Origin of the sequence: Sediminispirochaeta smaragdinae DSM 11293 (assembly GCF_000143985.1) — a bacterium.
GTDB classification, from domain to species: domain Bacteria; phylum Spirochaetota; class Spirochaetia; order DSM-16054; family Sediminispirochaetaceae; genus Sediminispirochaeta; species Sediminispirochaeta smaragdinae.
Genome location: NC_014364.1, coordinates 1,903,989 through 1,923,447, shown reverse-complemented (window position 1 = coordinate 1,923,447; position 19,459 = coordinate 1,903,989). Strand labels below are relative to the sequence as shown.

Below are 19,459 nucleotides of genomic sequence, written 5' to 3'. Positions count from 1 at the left end.
TTCAATCCTCCCTTGTTTCCCTGAAGACTTCAGGGAAACGCTTCTCGATTTTAAGCCAGGCACCCAGCCCCAGAACGGTAACCCAGGCTATGCAGATATCGTAAAAACCCTTGGAACGGTCAACGCGGTTGAAATAATCCCAGTTTGTGTGATTTATCTGCTCCGGCTGCCACCCGTCCGCCCCCGCTGCTGCAGGGCTTCCGCGAAGACCTTCCCCTGCAAGCTGTCTACAGGCATTAATCATCATAAGAGCGTTTTTACGGTATATGTCTGTTCCCGAGGCTTCCCACAGACGCAGAAAATCGTAACCAATAGACATCCCGTAGAAATCCAGGTGGTGGTGAGCAACCGAAACGGAAGTCATGCCAGTTGTCCGGAATTCAGCCTCCGCCAGAGGGGTTCCGGCCGGAAAAACTATATCATACTGCCAGACCCATGTAAGAATGTAATCCGCCGCCTTTACGGCGTAGTCCAGCCATTTCCTGGCCCCGTCCCTTTCATACAGATCCAGAAACATAGAAAGCAGGGAAACTCCCGATTCCTTGTCGTACGCATCCGCATCCAACGTATCGCCAAAGAAGTCGCCGGAATCCGCAAGACCTGCATAATAACGGGCCGCCCTGTCGACAGCATCATTCAGCCTCTGCGAATCTTTATAGTAAGGTTCTAGCAGAAGAAGAAACGATACGATGTAGGCCCCGTTAGTCCCAAGAGGATTTACTGGTTTCCCGTCTGTAGACCACCATCTGCCGAAAGAACCGTCTGAATCACCGCGCAGCTGGTTATCTATATAGAAATCCGCAACCCGCAGCGGGAGCTGTAAAAACTCGGGGACACTCCTGCCTTGTTTTAAAAGACTTTCATATAGCTTGATATAACCGCTCATTGACTCGCCGTTGCACCTGGCGTTTACAAGATTTCTGTATTCATCGTTTTCGGAAATCCCGAGGTAGCCGCCCCATTCGCCGTTCCGGAGATCGCGGCAATCCTGATGCACGCCGGGAAGAACCTCACCGCGGAGAAAAAACCGGCCTATGCCTTCGGCACAGGAAAGGAATTCCGGCCTGTTCATTCGCCCGGCCAGCCTTGCATAGATCCATGCGCCTTCAAGGCTCTTAACAAGAAACGAGGCAGCTGTATACTCGTATATTTCCTGCAGCGGCCCATTATCCCTTCCCATCCTTACATATGCAAGCCCGGAGCGTTTGTCGTATTCCGTCAGATAAAGCAGATTACGAATTTTCCCGTCCAGATATGCAGACCATTGCATTCCGCAAGCGGTACTCCGAACAGGATTAAAAAAGACATCCGAATATTCCAAACATTCCCGGTACGCAGCGAAAATATCGCTCTTTTCTTCTGGAAAGACAAGGTAAAATGATCTTGAGTAGATATACGGCAGCCCCTTCTCTGGAGAACAGACCGTAAATGATCCGGCATTGTGTCCGGAGGAAAGGGCCTTTTTTCCGGTATAACTGAAAGGGCCTTCGCTGCCCGGCACAACCGTCCGGATCTTTATCAACCCTTCTTTGCTGACTACCGATCTTCCAGCCGTATCATGCTCTTCAGTTGCCGGCCCGGTAAAAAAAACAAGCTTTTCATGATCATTGTAAACAACAAGGCAGCACGGCAGCGGTGTCCGTTCCTCTGAATAGGCCCATCCTGCGGCTTCGGAGCCTTTCGGAAAGCAACCTTTGCCGCGGTTATTTCCTCGGTAAAGGACCGAGGGAATAAAAAACTCCGCTCCGTCCATGCGGATATTCAAATCCGTTTCGAGATTCCAGGCTGCATTCCGTTCAAGAATCCAGGTTCTGTCGATTCTGAGAACTCGGCCGTTTAAAGAAAATTCATCCGTAATCGAACAGAATTCGAAAACGGCGGTAGCCCTGCCTTTCTCATATTCAAGCGTCAACGGTGCGGTAGAATCGCCGTCTTTTTTAATTCCATACTCTATGGAACATTTTTCCAGCAGAGGATCTACATGAAAGAGTTCCAGCTTGTTCTTGCACGCTATGTACATCTTTCTACCCCTTGATCCCCGTCATTGCAATTCCTTCAACAATCTTCTTTCTGAAAATGAAGTAGAAAACAAACTGTGGTACGGACGCGATTACAGCCCCTGACATGATCAACGAATAATCCGTACCGTGGACTCCCTGAAAGTTGGCGATACCGACGGTAATTGTGTATTTTGCCGTATCGGATATTGCTATAAGCGGCCAGAGAAAATCGTTCCATGCATTTATGAAAGACAGGATCATGACAGTAGCCAGCGCGGATTTCCCAAGCGGTAATATGATAGTCGTGAAAATACGCCCCCTGCCGCTTCCGTCTATAAATGCTGCTTCCTCCAATTCATCCGGGATCCCCTCGAAAAACTGCTTAAGAATAAATATCCCGATAGGAAGTGCAAGCCTTGGCAAAATGGCTGCGGAAAGCGTATTAACAAGTCCGTAGCTGTTGAACTGTAGATACAGCGGTATTATGATGACCTGGAAGGGGATCATCATTCCGGCCATTACGAACCAGAAAAGGATCTGCCTTCCACGAAACTTGATCTTTGCCATTGCATATGCGATGGGCGCATCTACGGCAAGCGTAAGAATCATCGTCGCCACAGAAACAACCGTGGAATTCCAGAGCCATTTAAGTATATAGGTTGAAGAAAACGCCTTTGCATAGTTCTGCAGGGTCGGGCGTTTGGGGAAAATGCTGAATACGTCAGTAAGGACATCCTCCTCCAGCTTAAGCGAGGTTATTACAAGCCAGACAAGCGGAAAGATCCATAGCACAAGAACAACAAGAGCGACAATGAACAGAATCTTCTTTTTCATTTCTCTCTCCCCATTATCTTGTAATAGACAACTGAAATCACCATTATGAGCAGAAAGAGAACGTAGGCCATTGCCGAGGAGTACCCCATCTTGAAATAGGTGAACCCGTTTTCATAGATATACTGAATTAGGACCCGGGTTTTACCGTAAGGCCCTCCTCCCGTCATTACGTAGACCTGCCCGAAAACCTTGAACGAGGCTATTATCTGGAGAAGCAGGCAAAGAACTATCGTAGGCCGCAACAGCGGGATCGTTATGTCCTTGAGAATGCGGAAATATCCGGCCCCGTCTATTCGGGCCGATTCGTAAACCTCGGCAGATATCTGTTTCATTCCGGCGGAGAACAGGATCATGTTGAAACCGGCCGTCCACCATATAGTGGCCGCCGAGACGGACCACATGGCCTTTTGTGGATCGGTAAGCCATCCGACCTTGGCGTGACCCAAAAGCATGAAAAGCTGGTTGAACAGGCCGTAGTTCTTTTGAAACAGCCATGCCCAAAGCGTACCGATAACCGTTATCGACAAAACGTAGGGTATAAAAAAGATATTCTCCCCCGCTCCTCTCAGCGGCGATTTGGAATTAACGAAAAGCGCCATCACAAAACCTGCAACCATAAGAATCGGTGTTGTAATAAAAACAAACTGGAAGGTATGCCACAGCGATGTATAAAAGGTCTTGTCCTTGAATAGACTTATATAGTTTCCGAGACCGATGAATTTTCTGCTGGAAAGGATGTCCCATTTATAGAAACTGATGTAAAGTCCGAAAATAATTGGAAATACAAGCAGAAACAGGTATATCAGAACAAAGGGTAGAGAAAACAGAACTCCGTCCCTGGTGTCTTTATTGCCGGGAATTGCCATATAAACTCCATAAACTGTTGAAGTGAAGGGAGAGAGACCTCTCTCCCTTGCGTTTTAGAATCTTGCAGGCAGGACTCAATAAGAAGCGATAATTGAGTTGACCATTTTTTCCATCTCGGCAAGAGCCGTTTTTACATCCTGTCCGGATGCAACGGCCAGCTCCAGAGAGTCGGAAAGGTTGTTGTAGATCTCGTCCCATGCGACTGTCCTCGGAGCAGCGAAAGATGATGCGGCGGCAGCTGCATAATCCTTTCTGTGGGGGAGAGACTGAAAATCGGGGTTGTCTGAGACGGATTTCCTGATGGGAATATGGCCAGCCTTCGCCCAGAGGTCTCCCCTCTCGGTCATCCACAGCATGAACTCGACGGCGGCCGCCAGTTTCTCATTGCTCATTTCCTTTTTAGCTGGAATAGCAAGCGTATGGGATCCGGACCATGCGGCGGGTTTTCCCAGCATTGCCGGCAGCGGTACCGCAGCAAAATCCAATCCTTCCTGCTTCTCGAATGAGCCGGTAGCCCAGACGCCGTTAATATGAATTGCGGCTTTTCCGAGTTTGAATGCGGCGACGGACGAATCATAATCCAGACCGCTTTCCGTTATCCCGTATTTACGGACCATGTCGACAAGGGCTTGAAGCGCCTTCTCACCCATTTCGTTGTTGAAATCGGCAGCGGAAAGATCTTCTGTCAGCACGCTTCCGCCCTGCTGCTCCATGAACGACATGAACAGCCTGGTAAGGGTATAGGCCTTATAGGTTGCAGTAGTATTATCGATAGCGGCACCCATGGCCCCTGTTTTGTCCTGAACCTTTTTAGCCGCCGCAACAAATTCCTCATAGGTGACGGGCACCTTGGCTATACCGGCCTGTCTGAAAAGGTCTTTATTGTAGTACATGATTAGAGCATGCACATCCAGCGGAAGCGAATAGATCTTTCCGTCGAACGTGCAGGGCTCCAGTGCTGCGGGAATAAAATCATCCATGGGAGCGTTTACACTTTTCAGTACATCGTCAAGCGGATATAATGTTCCACTAGGTACGTAGTTCAGAAGTTTGCTTCTGTGAATTACGACTACATCCGGAGCATTCTGTGATGTTAATGCAGTTGTAAGTTTGGTATAATAATTATCAAACTTAACGGTATCGGTTGTCATAACGATATCATCATGGGTCCGGTTGAACTCATCAACCATGGCGTCGAAAAACTCACCGTCACCACCGGTGAACAGAGACCAGAAAGTGATTTCAATCGGGCCCCCTTTTTCAGACGCAACATCTTTCTCCTGACTACCGGACGCGCCTATGCCGACAGTACCCAGAAGAAGCAGCGACAGTACAAGCAGACATGCCGACAAGCTTTTTCTCTTCATGTTTTCCTCCTTAAAAATCACATGAAAATATTTCTACCTTTTGGTAGTTTCCCTGAAAACCAACCTCGGTTTCATCTCCAAGGTATTATACGGTCTGTTTCCGTCTTCAATATGCAGCATAAGCTCCTCTACAGCAGCCTGTCCCAGCCTGGCTTTGGGAACATCAACGGAACTGAGTCTGGGCTGCATGTATTGCGCCATATTCAGATTATCGTAACCGAAAACCTCAATATCCTCCGGTACGCACAATCCGTTTTCATAGAGCGACTTCAGCACACCCATCGCAATCAAATCGTTGAAACATGCGACTGCCGTAAATTCCAGACCTTTGTTCAGCGCCCGGTTCATCTCCGAATAGCCGTCGTCTATATGCCCCCTTGTCTCAACAACAAGGTCTGCATCAAAGGCCCGCCCTTTTTCCCTGAAAGCCCTCTTCATGCCTTCCAGCCTGTCGACCGAATTGCTTATTCGGTCCGGCCCTGCAAGATAAAAAATCCTTTCGTGGCCGGTTTCCAGCAGATAACTGAACACCTCCGAGGAACCCTCTTCATCTCCGTGCAAAATCGAGTGTGCCTCAAGCCCCTTGACGCGCCTTCCCGCAAAGATGTACGGAATGCCCAGCGATTCATACATACTCAGGTTTTTAGGATCGTCAAATACGGGAATAATAATAAGACCGTCCACCTGCCGGCCGATAAGAAGCTTGACTGCATCATATTCGTTCTCTGCCTGCTCCTCAGTATTGATAAGCAGGATACTGTAATTCATCTTTCGGGCTGCATCCTCTATTCCAAGAAGGACTTCCGCAAAGAACGGGTTGGAGGAATCAGCGGACACAACCCCGATTGTATTGGTCCTGCTGGAACGCATGCTTCCGGCAACCTCATTTCTGATGTATCCCATCTCTTCCGCTTTGCTGCAGATCAGTCTGCTGGTCTGCCCACTGATTCGTGAATCGCCCCTCAGGGCTCTTGATACAGTATTTATCGAAAAACCCGTAACACGGGCGATATCCGCAAGTTTTACATTCATGGATTAACGTTAACCCTGCTTTTTAAATAATACAAGGATTATTTTGCCTAATCGCTCCCAAATCCACTTCATACCGCTCAAAAACACAATATAGCGTTGATATCAAGGATTATCGTTAATCTTTAATCGGATCATACGGTCGAAGTAATACCGCTGTTTGGGCCGGGCCAGTTCACCGAAATAATCGTCAGCGCCGAAATTGAAGTGAATGTATACCCGCCTACCGGATACGCGTTTTTCATAACGGCCAGCGACAGTATTCAAGGATCTCCACATTAATCTTTCAACATAGGCTTTTGTAGACGGAAAAGTTACAGGTATTCTACGAGTTGGAAATACTTGGTATCACAAGCTCGCAGACAGAAGCGTCTCCCTCCCCAGATAGGACGGCATTCGTCTTCTTCCCTGATACCCTGTCCTCATCATCTCTATATACTTCGGGAAGTTTTTTTCTGTAATCATTAGTTCATCCAGTACGGGGTCCTCTTCCTGACAACCTGCTACAAGACTCACTAACAGAATCAATACCGATATACACGTTTTCTTCATGTTTTACTCAATAGGTTTTCCGGAGCATAGCGCATATTCAAAACTTGCATCCGGTATTCCCGTAATATCTTGCAGGATGCTGCAAATGCCTTCCATCAGGAGGTCCATATCCGGCATCTCTGTTTGCACCATCAATTACCACTTACTCCCAATCAACGGGAAGCATAAGTGCCGAGATAGCAGTGTCTTTCCATTTTGCTCCAGGATACACACTCCTAATAATCAGCCTCATCGTTTTTACCGGTTTTGGAAAAACAATCGTCTTGAAATAGACGAAATCCTCAAATTGAATTTCTTGCTCTATCTCTTCTCCCTCTTCAGTTGTCCCTATAACACTTGCTCTTTTTACCCTGCTATTGAGCCGGTATAAATGCGGTCTTGTCGGGTCGACAAATCCGTTCAGGACATAAAATTTCTCCTTGGGTACCTCGCTATCTATCTCTATCCATTCCCCATACCCAGCACTGTCCTCTACCCACGGATATGCAATCGGATTATAATACGTCTTATAATATGGGTGACCGAACAGCATAAAGTCAAAGATGTATTTCCCATCATAGTTGACCCGCTGCCCTCCCAACACTTCTGAGTAAGAACCGCTTGTCGTTATGCTCTTTTTGCTAATAGAATAGGATGACCTATCAAGATACGGAGGCGCATAATACTGCAATGAATCCTCATAATTTTCCCTCCATCTATGAATACGATTTTCTCTCACCATTCCTATCTCAAAGCCATTAACGGAAGCATACTCCCCAGTGCTCATGTCCTTATCAAACACCAGAATATATTCATTCCCAAGAATAACATACATCATGCTACCTTCGATAGCAAACTCAATAAATCCTGTTTCTTCATCAAGCATCATGCTCTCAATAGGAAAAATCTCTGTTTTCTCCGTTACTCCGTTATAGTGATATTCCATCAAAATATTTTTTCCATCACGTGAAAATAACACATCTTCAATACATCCCATATCTATCGTCTTTGGATCAACGAACGAGTTATATACTTCACTCATCCAATCCTCAGCACACAGGGGAAACCGAAACAACTGCAACAGAATGAGCAGGATCAATGCCCGTAATACTTTAACCATTGCTGGTACTCCTTTTTCAATACGTTTGCATACCAGCTATATCTAATCAACATCTTCATATATCTCAAATCCCATCTCTTTGATCTTCTCCACGATTTCAGGTTGCTCTTCCTGATATTCCGGAAACATCACAATAGCCAAATCTTCTGGATTGACATCTTCAAGGGCTGATATGTCATTGACCATCCCTAATACCAGTCCCACCGGCCTTTGGAGGCTCTCTATACCATCAAGCGATTTCAGCGGATTCGCTTGGATCGAAAGCCTGTACATCTCCGTCAGTTTCGACAAATCCGGTAGACGGTCAATCGCTTCCGTACTCCGAATCCATATCTCCTCAGCCTTTTTTAATCCGGAGATCGTCGAAATGCCTCTCAACGGCACATCTCCTAAACTCACTCGCCAAACTGCTGTTTCATCAAGCCCTCGTATATGAGTGACGTTCGTATAATCAATGTCTAACTCTTCCAGATTCTTCAGAAGCGACAAGTCAAACTCATCCCACCCAATAAGTTCCGTTCCACGTACTGAAAAATTCTTTATCCGACTGAGTTCGCTTTCAGGAAGAGATGCCAGCATTTGCATATCAAAAGATTCGACATTGTAGCCTACTCTGTCGCGTCGCCTGCTGTTCATATATATACCCTTATACTCGTTTATCCAGTGTGCTCCAGTAGCCTTCGCGATCTCTTCCAGTGTACTTGGTCGAGATACTACTGATTCGGACACTTTCTCCTGTTCCACGTTGACAATAGTACCTGCTTTTTCAGGAACACTTACCGTCTCCTGTTCAACCCTGGAATTTTGACATGCACATAGAACAAACGTAGCTAATAGGCTCATAATCAGGTTTGTTTGTAACCTCATTGTCCTCTCCCGTATAGATTGTTCGCGTTGATGTAATACAGATATCTGGTATACTGTCCCCATGCCATCCATTAATCGCATCCCTGACGCTCGGTCATCGATTTGTTTTTTGGGAAAAATAAGGCGTATTCAGGACAAGAAAAACAGACGTTCTATAGAATATCTCTACCATAGTTTTTTTGTAAAAAGAGAACCTTTTGCCGAAATTCTATGTTGTCGTCTGGTTTTCCGTCCTCACGCAGCTGGGCTTCACTGCCGATGAAAACCTTCCTCCGCCTTGTCTTTCAGTAAAAGCCCGGCGGCGGCTCATGGAAAGCAGCCAGGGCTTTTACGATCCTCTGGTCAGCGAGTTTCTGGACCGAAAACTTGCGGTTCAGAAACAGCAGGAGGTGCCGGTGATGTATTTGTGCCGATATAAGGATCAGGCTCACGAGTTAAGACGGCACTTATGCAGGTATCATCCCATTTCTCACCAGGGTACACATCCTTGATTTCAAAAACTACCTTTTCGGCTGGTCGGGGAAATCGAATCTCATCAAACCTGACCATATCCTCGAATTGATATTCAAACTCAAACGGTTCTCCGGAATCAGCAGAACGAATAATCGCTGTTTTAACACGGTTATTTGCTTTGAATAAATACTTCCTGTTTCTGTCAACAAATCCATTAAGAACAACAATATCATTGCTGGGCTCAGTGAAAGAAATTATAAGCTGCTCGCCTATTCCCGGGCCATCAACGCCTTCTACCCAGGGATGGGCGTTTTGATTGAAAACTTGGGCCATCTCGGGATGAGACATATAGGTAAAATAACCGAGATACTTATTTAATAGTTTAGTATCATACAATATTGAATCTTCTTTCAAAGAAGAAGTAGATTCAATATTTCGAATCAAAGTCTTATTATAAATAGCACGTGTTGCTCCTGAGAAATCAGTTCCATAAAATGTACCAATCCCTTTTATCCCATGCCCAAAATAGCTACTCATATCATTCATAAAGAGAAAAAAACGACTTCCATATAAAATACTGATTTCCCGGTTAAACACACTTGCATATGAGAAACCATCCTTATCTATTTCAATATCATTCGCTTTTAAAGAATCAAATCTATTTTCATAATCAACCTTTAACCAAACGATTCCATCTTCAACTTTAAACAAAAGAGGAACATCACCATAAACTCCGATTTCTCTATATTCATGCAATGTATCTTGAGAAAAAAAATCTTCCGAAAAAAGATAAGGAGGTATAATTGTTAAAAAAATCAATACAACCTTAATAATACGCTTACATATGTCTATACAGTTCACTCCAGTCCTCACGAATAACTGTTCCCATATTGAACCCCCTATAGAGGTGCCAACTATTTAGGGTGTTATTGATATACTGCATATTTTCGTCGGTATTCACGATACAGCCATCTGATGCCAACCCCCAGAACTGATTGCTATTATCCCATAATGTTCTTTGATGTAATAACCAACGATAGGAATCTGGGTCAAGATTTGGGTTTCGACCAAATGAATTTGTCACAAAATCACCTAAAGTTAATGCATTTTGGAGTACAAAAGCACCTTGTTTAAAGGATCCACTCCGTTGCCCAAATATCGAGAAAAACGAATGATTTGCAGCTATTGTATTCCCCTGAATTGTACCAAAAAATGGGTGTTGTGCTGTATTCTGGTCAGAACTAATACCCCACAGATTATCAACAGTCTGCACCTGATCAACCCTAAAAGGCTTGAGTAGTATATTTCCATCCAAATCTTTCTTCAAATATGTCGAAGAATCCAATGCATTATACTTTTCTTTAAGCTCTTGATTTCCTTTACTTCCAAAGTAGCTCATTACATCCCTTGTATGCACAATATCCACCACAAACTTATCATACTCTCCATTCGTCATACTTTGATCAAATCCAATCGAATAGCCAGCCCAATTGTCTGTAATCTTGAAATCAGCAATACTGTCCCCATGCCATCCATTACTCGCGTCCCATGTCTGACCTGCACCCTCTTTTAACAGCAGTTCTCCCATGAGTTTCTGCTGCTTATCAACTGGCAAATCACCAAAAGAAAATTGTCCGTTTACAGAGAGTCTTGCAACCATGTCCGAACTCATTCCCAGCACATCCTGAAGGGTTTGCTCATTATAATTACTCATATCCGCCGGATTCACACCCAATAACTCCGATGCTCTATCCATTCCAATGTATTGGATCAAGGATTGGCTCACTGATCCCGTTTCCGTATCTACGAGTTTAACCCGTTTCCCATTTTCATATATATAGTTCCCTTCAGCATCAGCCAGATACAAATCAGCCTTATTGTCATTTAACAAACGTCCGTCTGTGGTCAACTTCCAATAATCCGCACTCGAGTCATACCCTCCGGCACGTCCGGATATCCCGGCTTCTCCCCCTCCATACAATGCAGCAAGGTCTCCCATAATCTCTGTTCCAACAAAGGCTCCATACCCGTAGTCATGCCTCATTCGATCCGCCATCAGCGTGTGGCCTATCACTGCCGCTTCCGTCTCTTCTACCTGTTCCAGCTCACTTCCCACGACTCCGTCACGGTACGCTTCATGCTGCAACAACACTCCTGCCAGCAGCTGCTCTTCCTTGCTTCCTCCATTTCCTGCAAGATAGATATCTCGGCCACCCTTTCCATTCGCCACCGTCTGCGCCTTCTCCCTTCCTTCCACTCCTATGTGCAACCGGTCCGTTCCTTTCAGCACATTCTTGTAGGTCCTTACTCCTGCCTCATCTCCATACGAATACAGCGACCTCAGCGCTATACTCATATCCTCTTCTTTTCCTTCGTTATACTTCTTTATCCGGTGGTTCTGGTACAACACATCAAGCCCGCTCAACCCTTTTGAAAGGGTTCCAAGACTCACATCTGTTCCCTCCATTCCTAACTGAAACAACGAGCCTTCTCCTCCTAAATGCAGCTCAAGTGCTCCCGTTCCCATCACCTTCGCTACATTCAGTGTGCCACTTCCCGTCATTCCGTACTCTATCGCCGTGTTGGTCAAGCCTCCCAGCGTCTGGCTAAACTGATTCACATCTCCTATATGGGCCGAGGAAAAACCAAAGAGATTGTCATTACCACTGACTCCTTCCATCAGTCCGCTGCTCACCAGCGCTCCTCCCATCGACGACAGGTACCCGGAGCCGCTTGTTCCCCAGCTCGTCGCATGGGCAAAGCTTCCTCCGTCAATCCACCCGCTGTTTCCAAAGTTATCAAAGTCAAGGCTGTTGATAAATGCACTCGAATATGTGTTCGCCGCACTCTGCGCTCCAGCAAGCATCACATCGCTTCCTACCTCCATCATCCCAGTGCTCCCTATCACTCCGTCCAGTACTCCTGAACCCATGTTGATTCCCGCACTCGCTACACTCGTCAACCCCTTCTTCGCAAAGTTTCCCCACGCATCTCCTTCATCAACTCCGTTACTCACATCCGCCATCGTAAACAGCGCATCGTCCACCAGGTTCAGCCCCACACTCATCAGCAGCCCAACTCCTCCGCCAGGCACCACAAGGCTCGCTGCCACCGCCATCCCGATATCCGCTATCGTCTTTACCGTCGGCGCTCCCAGCAAGCCATCCGACTTCCCGTCGTTGTCCGCATCATCGTCCCACAACTTCTGGCTGTACCACGGCGCTCCCGACACCGCTATCCCTCGGCCAAACCTCGCCTCATCGATAAAAAACTGCTCGTAGATCCTTCCAAGCTCTCCATACCCCGCTTCCTTCACCTTCTCCGGCTTGTTCTTATCCATTACCGGCACATATCCTACATGGATATTAAACAATCCCTTCGTTTCCTTTCCTTTCTCTGCCTGTGCGCTCCCCCTGATCGACGCCTCCGCCTCTTCCACTAGCTTCAGAAACCCTTCATCAAGGTCAAGCCCCTCTTCTCCTTCCTCTTCATTTCCAAACAGCATACCCAGATACGCATCAAGACGCTTTTTCGCCTTCTCTACCTTCGCCTCCAGTATCCTTGCATTACTGTCCTTTATCGCTGCTCCTGAAAGGTCCACTCCGTAATCAAAACTCGGCGCTTCAAAGTACTCGTACACCCCTATCCTCTGCTTCTCCGTCTCCGTCGCCCACATCGTCGAGTCTACTATCGCTTCCCTCTCGTAATTACTCCCCTTCCTTCGAAACCCTGCCACCGTCATCGTCTTATCCAGGTTCTTCTCCAAACCCCTGTTCGCGCTGGCCACCTGCTCCCGTATCCTCTCTTCCGCTTTCTCCACACTCTCCCTCAGCTGGTAGGCCTGCGCCACTGCCACGTGTTCCCTTACTTCCTGCCCTAGCTCGTCTCCATACGCCTCAAGCTCTCGTAAGGACCCGCTTATCCCCCTCATCTGCGGCAGCATCGCCGCCACCAGTACCGTATCCGTCCCAAGCCGGGCCGTCAGACTCTTCGCCTTTCCCATCACCCGCCCCAGTGTCATTCCGTCCACCAGCCGGGCCGTCACATCCTCAAGGTCCGGCGCCTGCAGAGAGATATCAGGTACTAACAGCCCTTCCGCCTCCGCTATCATTGCATCAGCATCCAGCCCCAGTTCCCGCGCACTCGCAAGCGTTCCCGTCCGCACCGCTGCATCCGCCGCTTCATTGGCCCAGTCGTTCTTCAGCATAACCAGCCGGTCGTACTTCTCCTGCCACACTGTCGCTTTTTCGACGTAATCACGCTCATATTCGTCCTGCCAGCGCTTTCTCATGCCAAGAAGCTCTTTATAACCGTCGATCCACTCGGCCATTCCCACCTGAAAGAGCTCTCCCGTCTGTTCTTCCCACGCCAGCTCCTGACGCTGAAGGTCTTCTGCCTCGGTGTAGAGTTTTTCCAGTTGCAAGCCCGAGGCAAGGCCGAGACGATATTCGTAAAAGGAGGCAAGGCGCTCTCCGTAGGCAGATAGCACCTCGGCGGCCCCGGAAGGATCGTAGCTTTCCGTCCCCCGGGAAAAGCTTAGTTCGGCATCAAAATAGTCCTCTTCGCTGAACGAAGGATCTTGGTATAACTGTACCGCGACCTCTTCGATGGCATCCCAATCCTTTTCATCTTCGGACTGCAAGCGGGTATATTCTGTAAGCAGGGCACTTCTTTCGCTTCGAAGCAGAGCAACCCGCTCCCCCAGCTCTTGCGTAGCCCCTGCGATCTCTCCGTCCATAGCCTCTTTCACGCCTTCCAGAGCGGTAAAGTTGGAAGAGCGCTCTCCATCGGAAAGCTTTGAAAACTGTATGGTAAGATACTCTTTCTGAGCATCTGAAAGCGGTCTGTCGGTTTCAGACTCGATGAGGGCAATAAGCTGATCGCTCTGAGCAAGGGTTCCGCCTTTGTTTCCCAGAAGCTGATTCAGATACTCCTTTTCAATAGCGTACTGGTCATAGGAAGAAGAAGCCCTTTCCAGGGTATCGGCAATCAGCAAACGGCTTTTTCCCCTTTGGGCCGAATAAGAGGGAAGGGCCTTCCGAAGGTCCCTGATTCTTCTGGACTTTCTTCTTTTTAAGGGCCGGTACCACCTGCCATATTTTCTCTGAAGCTTTTTTGCCTTTTTATCCACATACGAGGAAATCTGATAGCTCAACTCGTGGTCTAACGCCTCACTTACAGTCTTCCTCATCTTTCCTCCCCGGAGCATCGTCTTGTAAAAGGCATAGAGGCGCTGCATCTCCTCATCGCCGGAGAAGACAGTCGCGTAGGAGGACGCACTCTTATCCTTGAGCCACTGTCGGCCATCTATTGAGACCACTATTTCGGTATCACCATCACCCAGAGGGCTCGGAACAGATACGGTGCGACGAAAATGAACATAATCATCCACCAGAGTTTTGAAGGCCGAGCCCCCCATAACGGAAACATCTACAAGATATTTCCCGTCCTCTTTTGCCTCGGAAAACTCATAGAAAAAGGCACGGCCAAACTGTCGCATCAATGCCTCGGGATCCTCGTGTTCGTTCAGGGCACGGAGCCACAGGGTGATGTCCCGGGAAAACTTCCTTGCGATATCTTCATCTTCACCGTCGAAATACGCTTCCACCGAGGATAGGATATCGCCATTCTCCACCTGGGTAAAATCGCTAAGCTGGTCGGAAGACGCATCGTAATCAATGATAAACCCATCGGCTCCATAGGGAAAATCGAAAAGATCGAAGGCCGCTTCCAGATTTTCGGTATATGCATTCCCGATCAAGATATTGGTACGGGCGACCTTCTCTTCCATGGTGGAATAGGCGTCAAGAAGATAGCTAATCTGTTCCTGAAGCCCTTTGATTTCATCCCGCTTTACCAGGTAATCGGGATCGAGGGTATCGGAGAACGAACTATCCTCGATCTCCAGCCCCTCCATCAACGCCAACAGCTCATGAGCATCCTCATACTCTTTCTGCCTACTCTGGTAGAGGACCTGGGGCCCGGAATCGAGCAGATCGTAACCTCCCGATGCATAGTCATAGATCTCATTCGCCGTCTGGTATTCCAGGCGAGCCTGACAAAAAGCCGAATAGGCATCATCCACGCTCAGACTCTTTTCACCATAGGAGGCAGCAAGGCCCTGGTACTCGTCCAGCAGCAAGCCATAATTGGCCCTACTCTCGTCATATGCGGCCTGGGCCATCGAAAGGGCCTCCTGGCGGGGAGTCACCACATCCCGCAAATAGGCCAGTTTTTCTTCACGCTGGTGCTCAAGCTGTGTCTTGAGATCCACAAGATCCTTTTCGGCATCTGCTATGGACCTTCGTTTACTCTCCACCGCAGCGGCGGCCGCTGCATAGTCGCTCTCACCTTCTTCCTCCGGGGATTCGCCATTCATGACGGTAAAGGCAGAGGAAAGCAAATCGTACCCTGCCTGGGCCTCGCGAAAGGGATCATCCCCCTCGATCACCATGCCTTCAAGCTCCGCCAGTGCCGATGCCGCCTTATACGAGGCAAGTGCACCGGCATAATAGTCGGTAATATCGCCGTCGATCGCCTGCCGGTACCATGAGGCAGTCTCAAAGGCAAGCTCCGATAACGAGAGCTCCTCCCCATTCCTATCCAAAAGCGCGGCGGTAAGGCCGAAAAGAAAGGGGTTATCCGTTCCTGAAGCGGCCTCGGCAGCCGTACGGTAATCCCCGTCTCTATAGGCCCAATAGCCTTCTTCCGGGTCACAAAGATACGAGTCGGGATCGAAGGCCAGAACCTCATCCAGGGAAAGGGCATCGGAAGGAAAACCACACAGACGGAGATAGGCCGATAAACTCTCGCCCGCATCCTGCCCCAAAGCCGTTGCATCCTCCACGACCGCGGCCGAGGCAAGGAGAAGAAGCTCCTCGCTGCCCTCCAGTTCCAGGCTTGCAGCAAGGCTGGTAAGCTTTGCCAGATCCTGATAGCTTTCGGGGACTGTATTTTGCATCGCCTCGAGGGCTGCAGAGAGCCCGCTGTCCGCCGAAGCAAGAAGCTCTTCTGCACCAGAAAGGTCGATCTCGTCCCGGGCCGCTACGGAGGCGAGGTAATAGAGGACCCGATCCTCAAAATAGTCGGGAATCTCACCAGCCTTGTACATATCGGACAAAAGCAGAACAAGATCATCACGATCCGACAGGTATGGTTCCTCCTCCCTGTCGAAGGAAAAAAGTGCGAGCAGCTCTGTCTGCATCGAATTCCGATGAGCATCGGCCACGGGAATCATCTGGGCGCCGTACTCATCCGCTGCAGAGACAAGGGCCCTTTTATCCTGCAGCCGAGAAAGCTCATCCTTCAAAAAAGGATTGCTCAGATCGTAGCCGTTTTTCACGGCAATGCCCCCGTTGTCCACAAAATCGTGAAACAGCTCCAGCAGCGCAGGGTCAATCCCCTCCACCGCCTCTTCTCTGCTCACAGAGCCATCGGCAACCAGGGACAAACCTTCGGCAAAGTCGTCGTAGGCATCGGCCAGATCGGCACGTTCGGCTTCATCCGGATACAGGGTTTTGAGATAGGATGCCAACAGGGCACTCCTCTCATCGCCCTCCCCATCTGAATAACGCAGAGCGTCACGAAGAAGGGAGGCCTTGGCAGCAAGGTAACCGTTTTCGGCGGTCTCCGCATCATCCCGGAGCCAAGCCAGCCATCCTGCCTCATCCCCCCAGGCGTCGAAATCCTCTATTTCCAGTATCGTCCCTGCAGCCTGCTTATAGGTCAGCTGAGAAGCGATAGCCTTCCGGTAAGAAGCAAGCTCTTCTTCCAGGCAGGCCCGTGCCAGTTGCCCCTCGCCGCCGCTATTCTTTCCTGCATCAAAGAGGGCGCTAAGCTCCGACCGTTTTTCCTCGGGAAACTGAAAACCGGCATCGGCAAGGGCTGCGGTAAAAAGGGAGCCGTCCCAAGCTTCCCAGTTGACATGAAACTCCTCAAGGGACGCAAGTGACTCCTCCAACTCATGGGACGAAGCATCGAGTTCGTCAAGAAGGCTTCTTTGTTCTTCCTCCTCGTTATTACGGTTCCACAGCTCGGCGGCCGTAAAATAGTCCAGATAGAGATCAAACCTGCCGTTTTCGAGATAGTAGGAGCTGATCTCGTGTTCCATATCGTTGATAACGCTGGTAAGAAGGGCCGTATCGTTTGCCGTATAGACGCTCCAGGCGTTCTCAAAGAGCTCTCTTGCTTCCGAAAGAGCTTCCTCTGCCGGAGTGATGACGGTTTCACTCATCTGGTCCATCTCTTCCTGAAGTCTTTCCATCTCCGCCATAAGCCCCTGCACCGCTTCCTGGGCCGCATTATAGCCGTTTCTGGCCTCTTCCAGCCTTTCGGCCGAGGCCTCGAGTTCGGCCGCCGTTTCCGCCTCGGTCGGCCTCAGCGAGCTCTCTTCATGTACATACGCAATGACCGCCTCCGATACCGCAAGTTGCCCCTGTAAATAGGAAACCCTTCTGGAGAGACGGGCAAGTTCCGCCTCGTAGCTATCCCCCGCCACCGAGTATTCCCCCCGATCACTTCCATAGCCCGATGCATAGTCCTCTAAATCGTAGAGATGCGCTTCGGCACCTTCCCGGGCGGAAAGTGCGGTTTCAAGGATGCCTTTCCACGCATCGATCTCCCGCTGGTAATCCTCATCCTCGGCGTCCCTGGCATGGTAGAGTTCGTACTGTTTTTGATACTCGGCCTCCCGATGCATGTTATTCTTATAGCTAGCCTGGTACACGGCACAGAGCTTTCCGGCAAGCTCTTTGTGACTAAGGGTTTTGGTGGTGGTATCCCCTGAAAAAAACTTCTTGATACTAAAGGTGACCCCAGTTTCACCGATAACGTCTACCCACATCCTCTCTGCCTCGTTTTTGGAAAAACCGAAGGAACGGAAAAGAGATTCCCCGGCCCTCTCTATGACATCCACATACCAATCAAGGTCTTCGTCCCGCGCAGATGCCGAAGGAAGGGCAGCTCCTCCGTCGAAATACTCTTTGAGACGTAAACTTTTGTCACGGAGTGACTGTGCCGGCAGAAAGTAATTGGTATACGCCTCCTCTGCCTTATCAAGGGCGGGACGCAGCTCCTCCCGATAGACATCAACATCATCCATACGGCTTTCATAGTATTCGAGGTACTGTTCGGCCATGGACTGGAGGCCTATGGTTGAACGAAAGGTGGAAAGGGCCTGGTCGATTTCCGCCTTAAACTTCTCAAGCTCCCCACTGGCAGAAGCCTCCAGACCGGCAACGGCATCGTTGAATTCGCTGCTGAAAGAAGCCTGCTTTTCCTCCCAGAGACTTCGTCCCTCCTCAATGACCGCACTGATCTCCTCCGCCCATCGGCTCCTGGCAGAAGCAAACTCGGTAAAGGCCTTATCCCAGCTCTCTTCGGCACTCACCAGGCGGTCCTGGGCATCAAGCTCCCACCTGATTCGCTCTTCGAGAAAACGGCTTTCCGCATCATCCCAGCGCCCAAGGGCTTTTTCGAATTCCTCCTTAAAGCTCTCTTCCCAATCCTGCATGCGTAAGGAAATCTCCGTTGCAGGGGCTTCGGTCACCTTTTCAAGTCCGTCGAGAAGTCCCCGTCTGGAGGCTTCGAGCTCTTTCTCGGTATCACCAATAAGAGTTTCGGCAAGGGCACCGGCACTTTCCTCCTCCTGCTTACGACGAAGGCTGTAGGTGTCCTGTTTACGCAAAGCGGCAAAACTTGTACGTCTTTTTCCCACCAGAGACTCAAGTTCCTTTTGTGCCGATTTTTTATACTCGCCAAGGGAGGTGGTCAGCGCCTCATCAACGATAGCCTTGTAGCGGCCGGAGACGAGTCCAGCCATTTCATCCCCGAGAAACGTGGCATCCTCCTGCCAGGAAGCAAGGGCGGCTGCTACTACAGCAGCGGCCTCTTCATCCCAATCCTCCTGGTCCTCATCATAGTTCTCTATATCGAACATGACCGGATCGCCGGATTCATCGTAGAGGATGGCTCCGTTTTCATCCGTCTGATACAGAAGGTGCTTATTTACTTCCGCAAGGCGCTCCAGGAGCAAGGCGATATTCACCTTTTCCATCTGCTGCTGAAAATTGTCCTGCGAAAAACGGAGAAGCCGATCTTCAAGCAGCGCCTCGAAGTTTACCTGTTCGCTTTCGGAGAGCTCAGAGAAGCCATCCTCGGCTATATTCGTCCATTCGGAAAGATCAGATGCACGATCGGCACGATCAAAGAGAACCCGGGCTCCGAACTGTGGATCGGAAAAGCTTTGCGCAAAAAGTGTGGGAACTCCGCTTAGATTCAGGATCACAAACCATACAAGACAGCGCCCAAGCGTTGAGCGAAACGATGTTTTTTTCATAATAGAATACCACCTTTATCTATATACACGCTTTTTCATGACCATTTTATTCAAT

9 protein-coding genes are annotated in these 19,459 nt (G+C 48.9%); all 9 read right to left on the bottom strand.

Going from position 1 to position 19,459, the window contains the following annotated elements; translation table 11 throughout:
* Position 1: 1 nt before the first annotated feature.
* Positions 2–2,020 (bottom strand): glycoside hydrolase family protein, encoded by a 2,019-nt coding sequence (locus tag SPIRS_RS08970; RefSeq protein WP_013254365.1) that lies wholly within the window; start codon positions 2,018–2,020, stop codon positions 2–4.
* Between the two features lie 4 nt (positions 2,021–2,024).
* The gene (locus tag SPIRS_RS08965; RefSeq protein WP_013254364.1) at positions 2,025–2,834 is read right to left on the bottom strand and encodes a carbohydrate ABC transporter permease; all 810 of its coding nucleotides are present in this window, start codon (positions 2,832–2,834) and stop codon (positions 2,025–2,027) included.
* Positions 2,831–3,700, bottom strand: a complete 870-nt coding sequence (locus SPIRS_RS08960) for a carbohydrate ABC transporter permease (RefSeq protein WP_013254363.1) — start codon at positions 3,698–3,700, stop codon at positions 2,831–2,833. Before SPIRS_RS08960 ends, SPIRS_RS08965 begins: the two co-directional genes overlap by 4 nt.
* Positions 3,701–3,775: 75 nt before the next feature.
* Positions 3,776–5,068, bottom strand: a complete 1,293-nt coding sequence (locus SPIRS_RS08955; protein WP_013254362.1) for an ABC transporter substrate-binding protein — start codon at positions 5,066–5,068, stop codon at positions 3,776–3,778.
* 33 nt (positions 5,069–5,101) lie between these two features.
* Positions 5,102–6,100, bottom strand: coding sequence for a LacI family DNA-binding transcriptional regulator (locus SPIRS_RS08950; RefSeq protein ID WP_013254361.1), 999 nt, complete (start codon positions 6,098–6,100; stop codon positions 5,102–5,104).
* Between the two features lie 691 nt (positions 6,101–6,791).
* The gene (locus tag SPIRS_RS08940) at positions 6,792–7,748 is read right to left on the bottom strand and encodes an NADase-type glycan-binding domain-containing protein (protein ID WP_013254359.1); all 957 of its coding nucleotides are present in this window, start codon (positions 7,746–7,748) and stop codon (positions 6,792–6,794) included.
* A 42-nt stretch (positions 7,749–7,790) separates the two neighbouring features.
* Complete coding sequence (locus SPIRS_RS08935) at positions 7,791–8,615, bottom strand: leucine-rich repeat domain-containing protein (RefSeq protein ID WP_013254358.1); 825 nt, start codon at positions 8,613–8,615, stop codon at positions 7,791–7,793.
* 342 nt (positions 8,616–8,957) lie between these two features.
* Positions 8,958–9,929 carry an NADase-type glycan-binding domain-containing protein gene (locus tag SPIRS_RS22580; RefSeq protein WP_013254357.1) on the bottom strand — a complete coding sequence of 324 codons (972 nt, stop codon included), beginning with the start codon at positions 9,927–9,929 and terminating at the stop codon, positions 8,958–8,960.
* A complete protein-coding gene (locus tag SPIRS_RS08925; RefSeq protein ID WP_013254356.1) occupies positions 9,907–19,404 on the bottom strand; it encodes a hypothetical protein in 9,498 nt (3,165 codons plus the stop codon). Before SPIRS_RS08925 ends, SPIRS_RS22580 begins: the two co-directional genes overlap by 23 nt.
* Between the last annotated feature and the right edge of the window lie 55 nt (positions 19,405–19,459).

Coding starts and splice junctions, on each gene's coding strand:
- SPIRS_RS08970 (WP_013254365.1), bottom strand. CDS start 2,020: ATGTACATAGCGTGCAAGAACAAGCTGGAACTCTTTCATGTAGATCCT.
- SPIRS_RS08965 (WP_013254364.1), bottom strand. CDS start 2,834: ATGAAAAAGAAGATTCTGTTCATTGTCGCTCTTGTTGTTCTTGTGCTA.
- SPIRS_RS08960 (WP_013254363.1), bottom strand. CDS start 3,700: ATGGCAATTCCCGGCAATAAAGACACCAGGGACGGAGTTCTGTTTTCT.
- SPIRS_RS08955 (WP_013254362.1), bottom strand. CDS start 5,068: ATGAAGAGAAAAAGCTTGTCGGCATGTCTGCTTGTACTGTCGCTGCTT.
- SPIRS_RS08950 (WP_013254361.1), bottom strand. CDS start 6,100: ATGAATGTAAAACTTGCGGATATCGCCCGTGTTACGGGTTTTTCGATA.
- SPIRS_RS08940 (WP_013254359.1), bottom strand. CDS start 7,748: ATGGTTAAAGTATTACGGGCATTGATCCTGCTCATTCTGTTGCAGTTG.
- SPIRS_RS08935 (WP_013254358.1), bottom strand. CDS start 8,615: ATGAGGTTACAAACAAACCTGATTATGAGCCTATTAGCTACGTTTGTT.
- SPIRS_RS08925 (WP_013254356.1), bottom strand. CDS start 19,404: ATGAAAAAAACATCGTTTCGCTCAACGCTTGGGCGCTGTCTTGTATGG.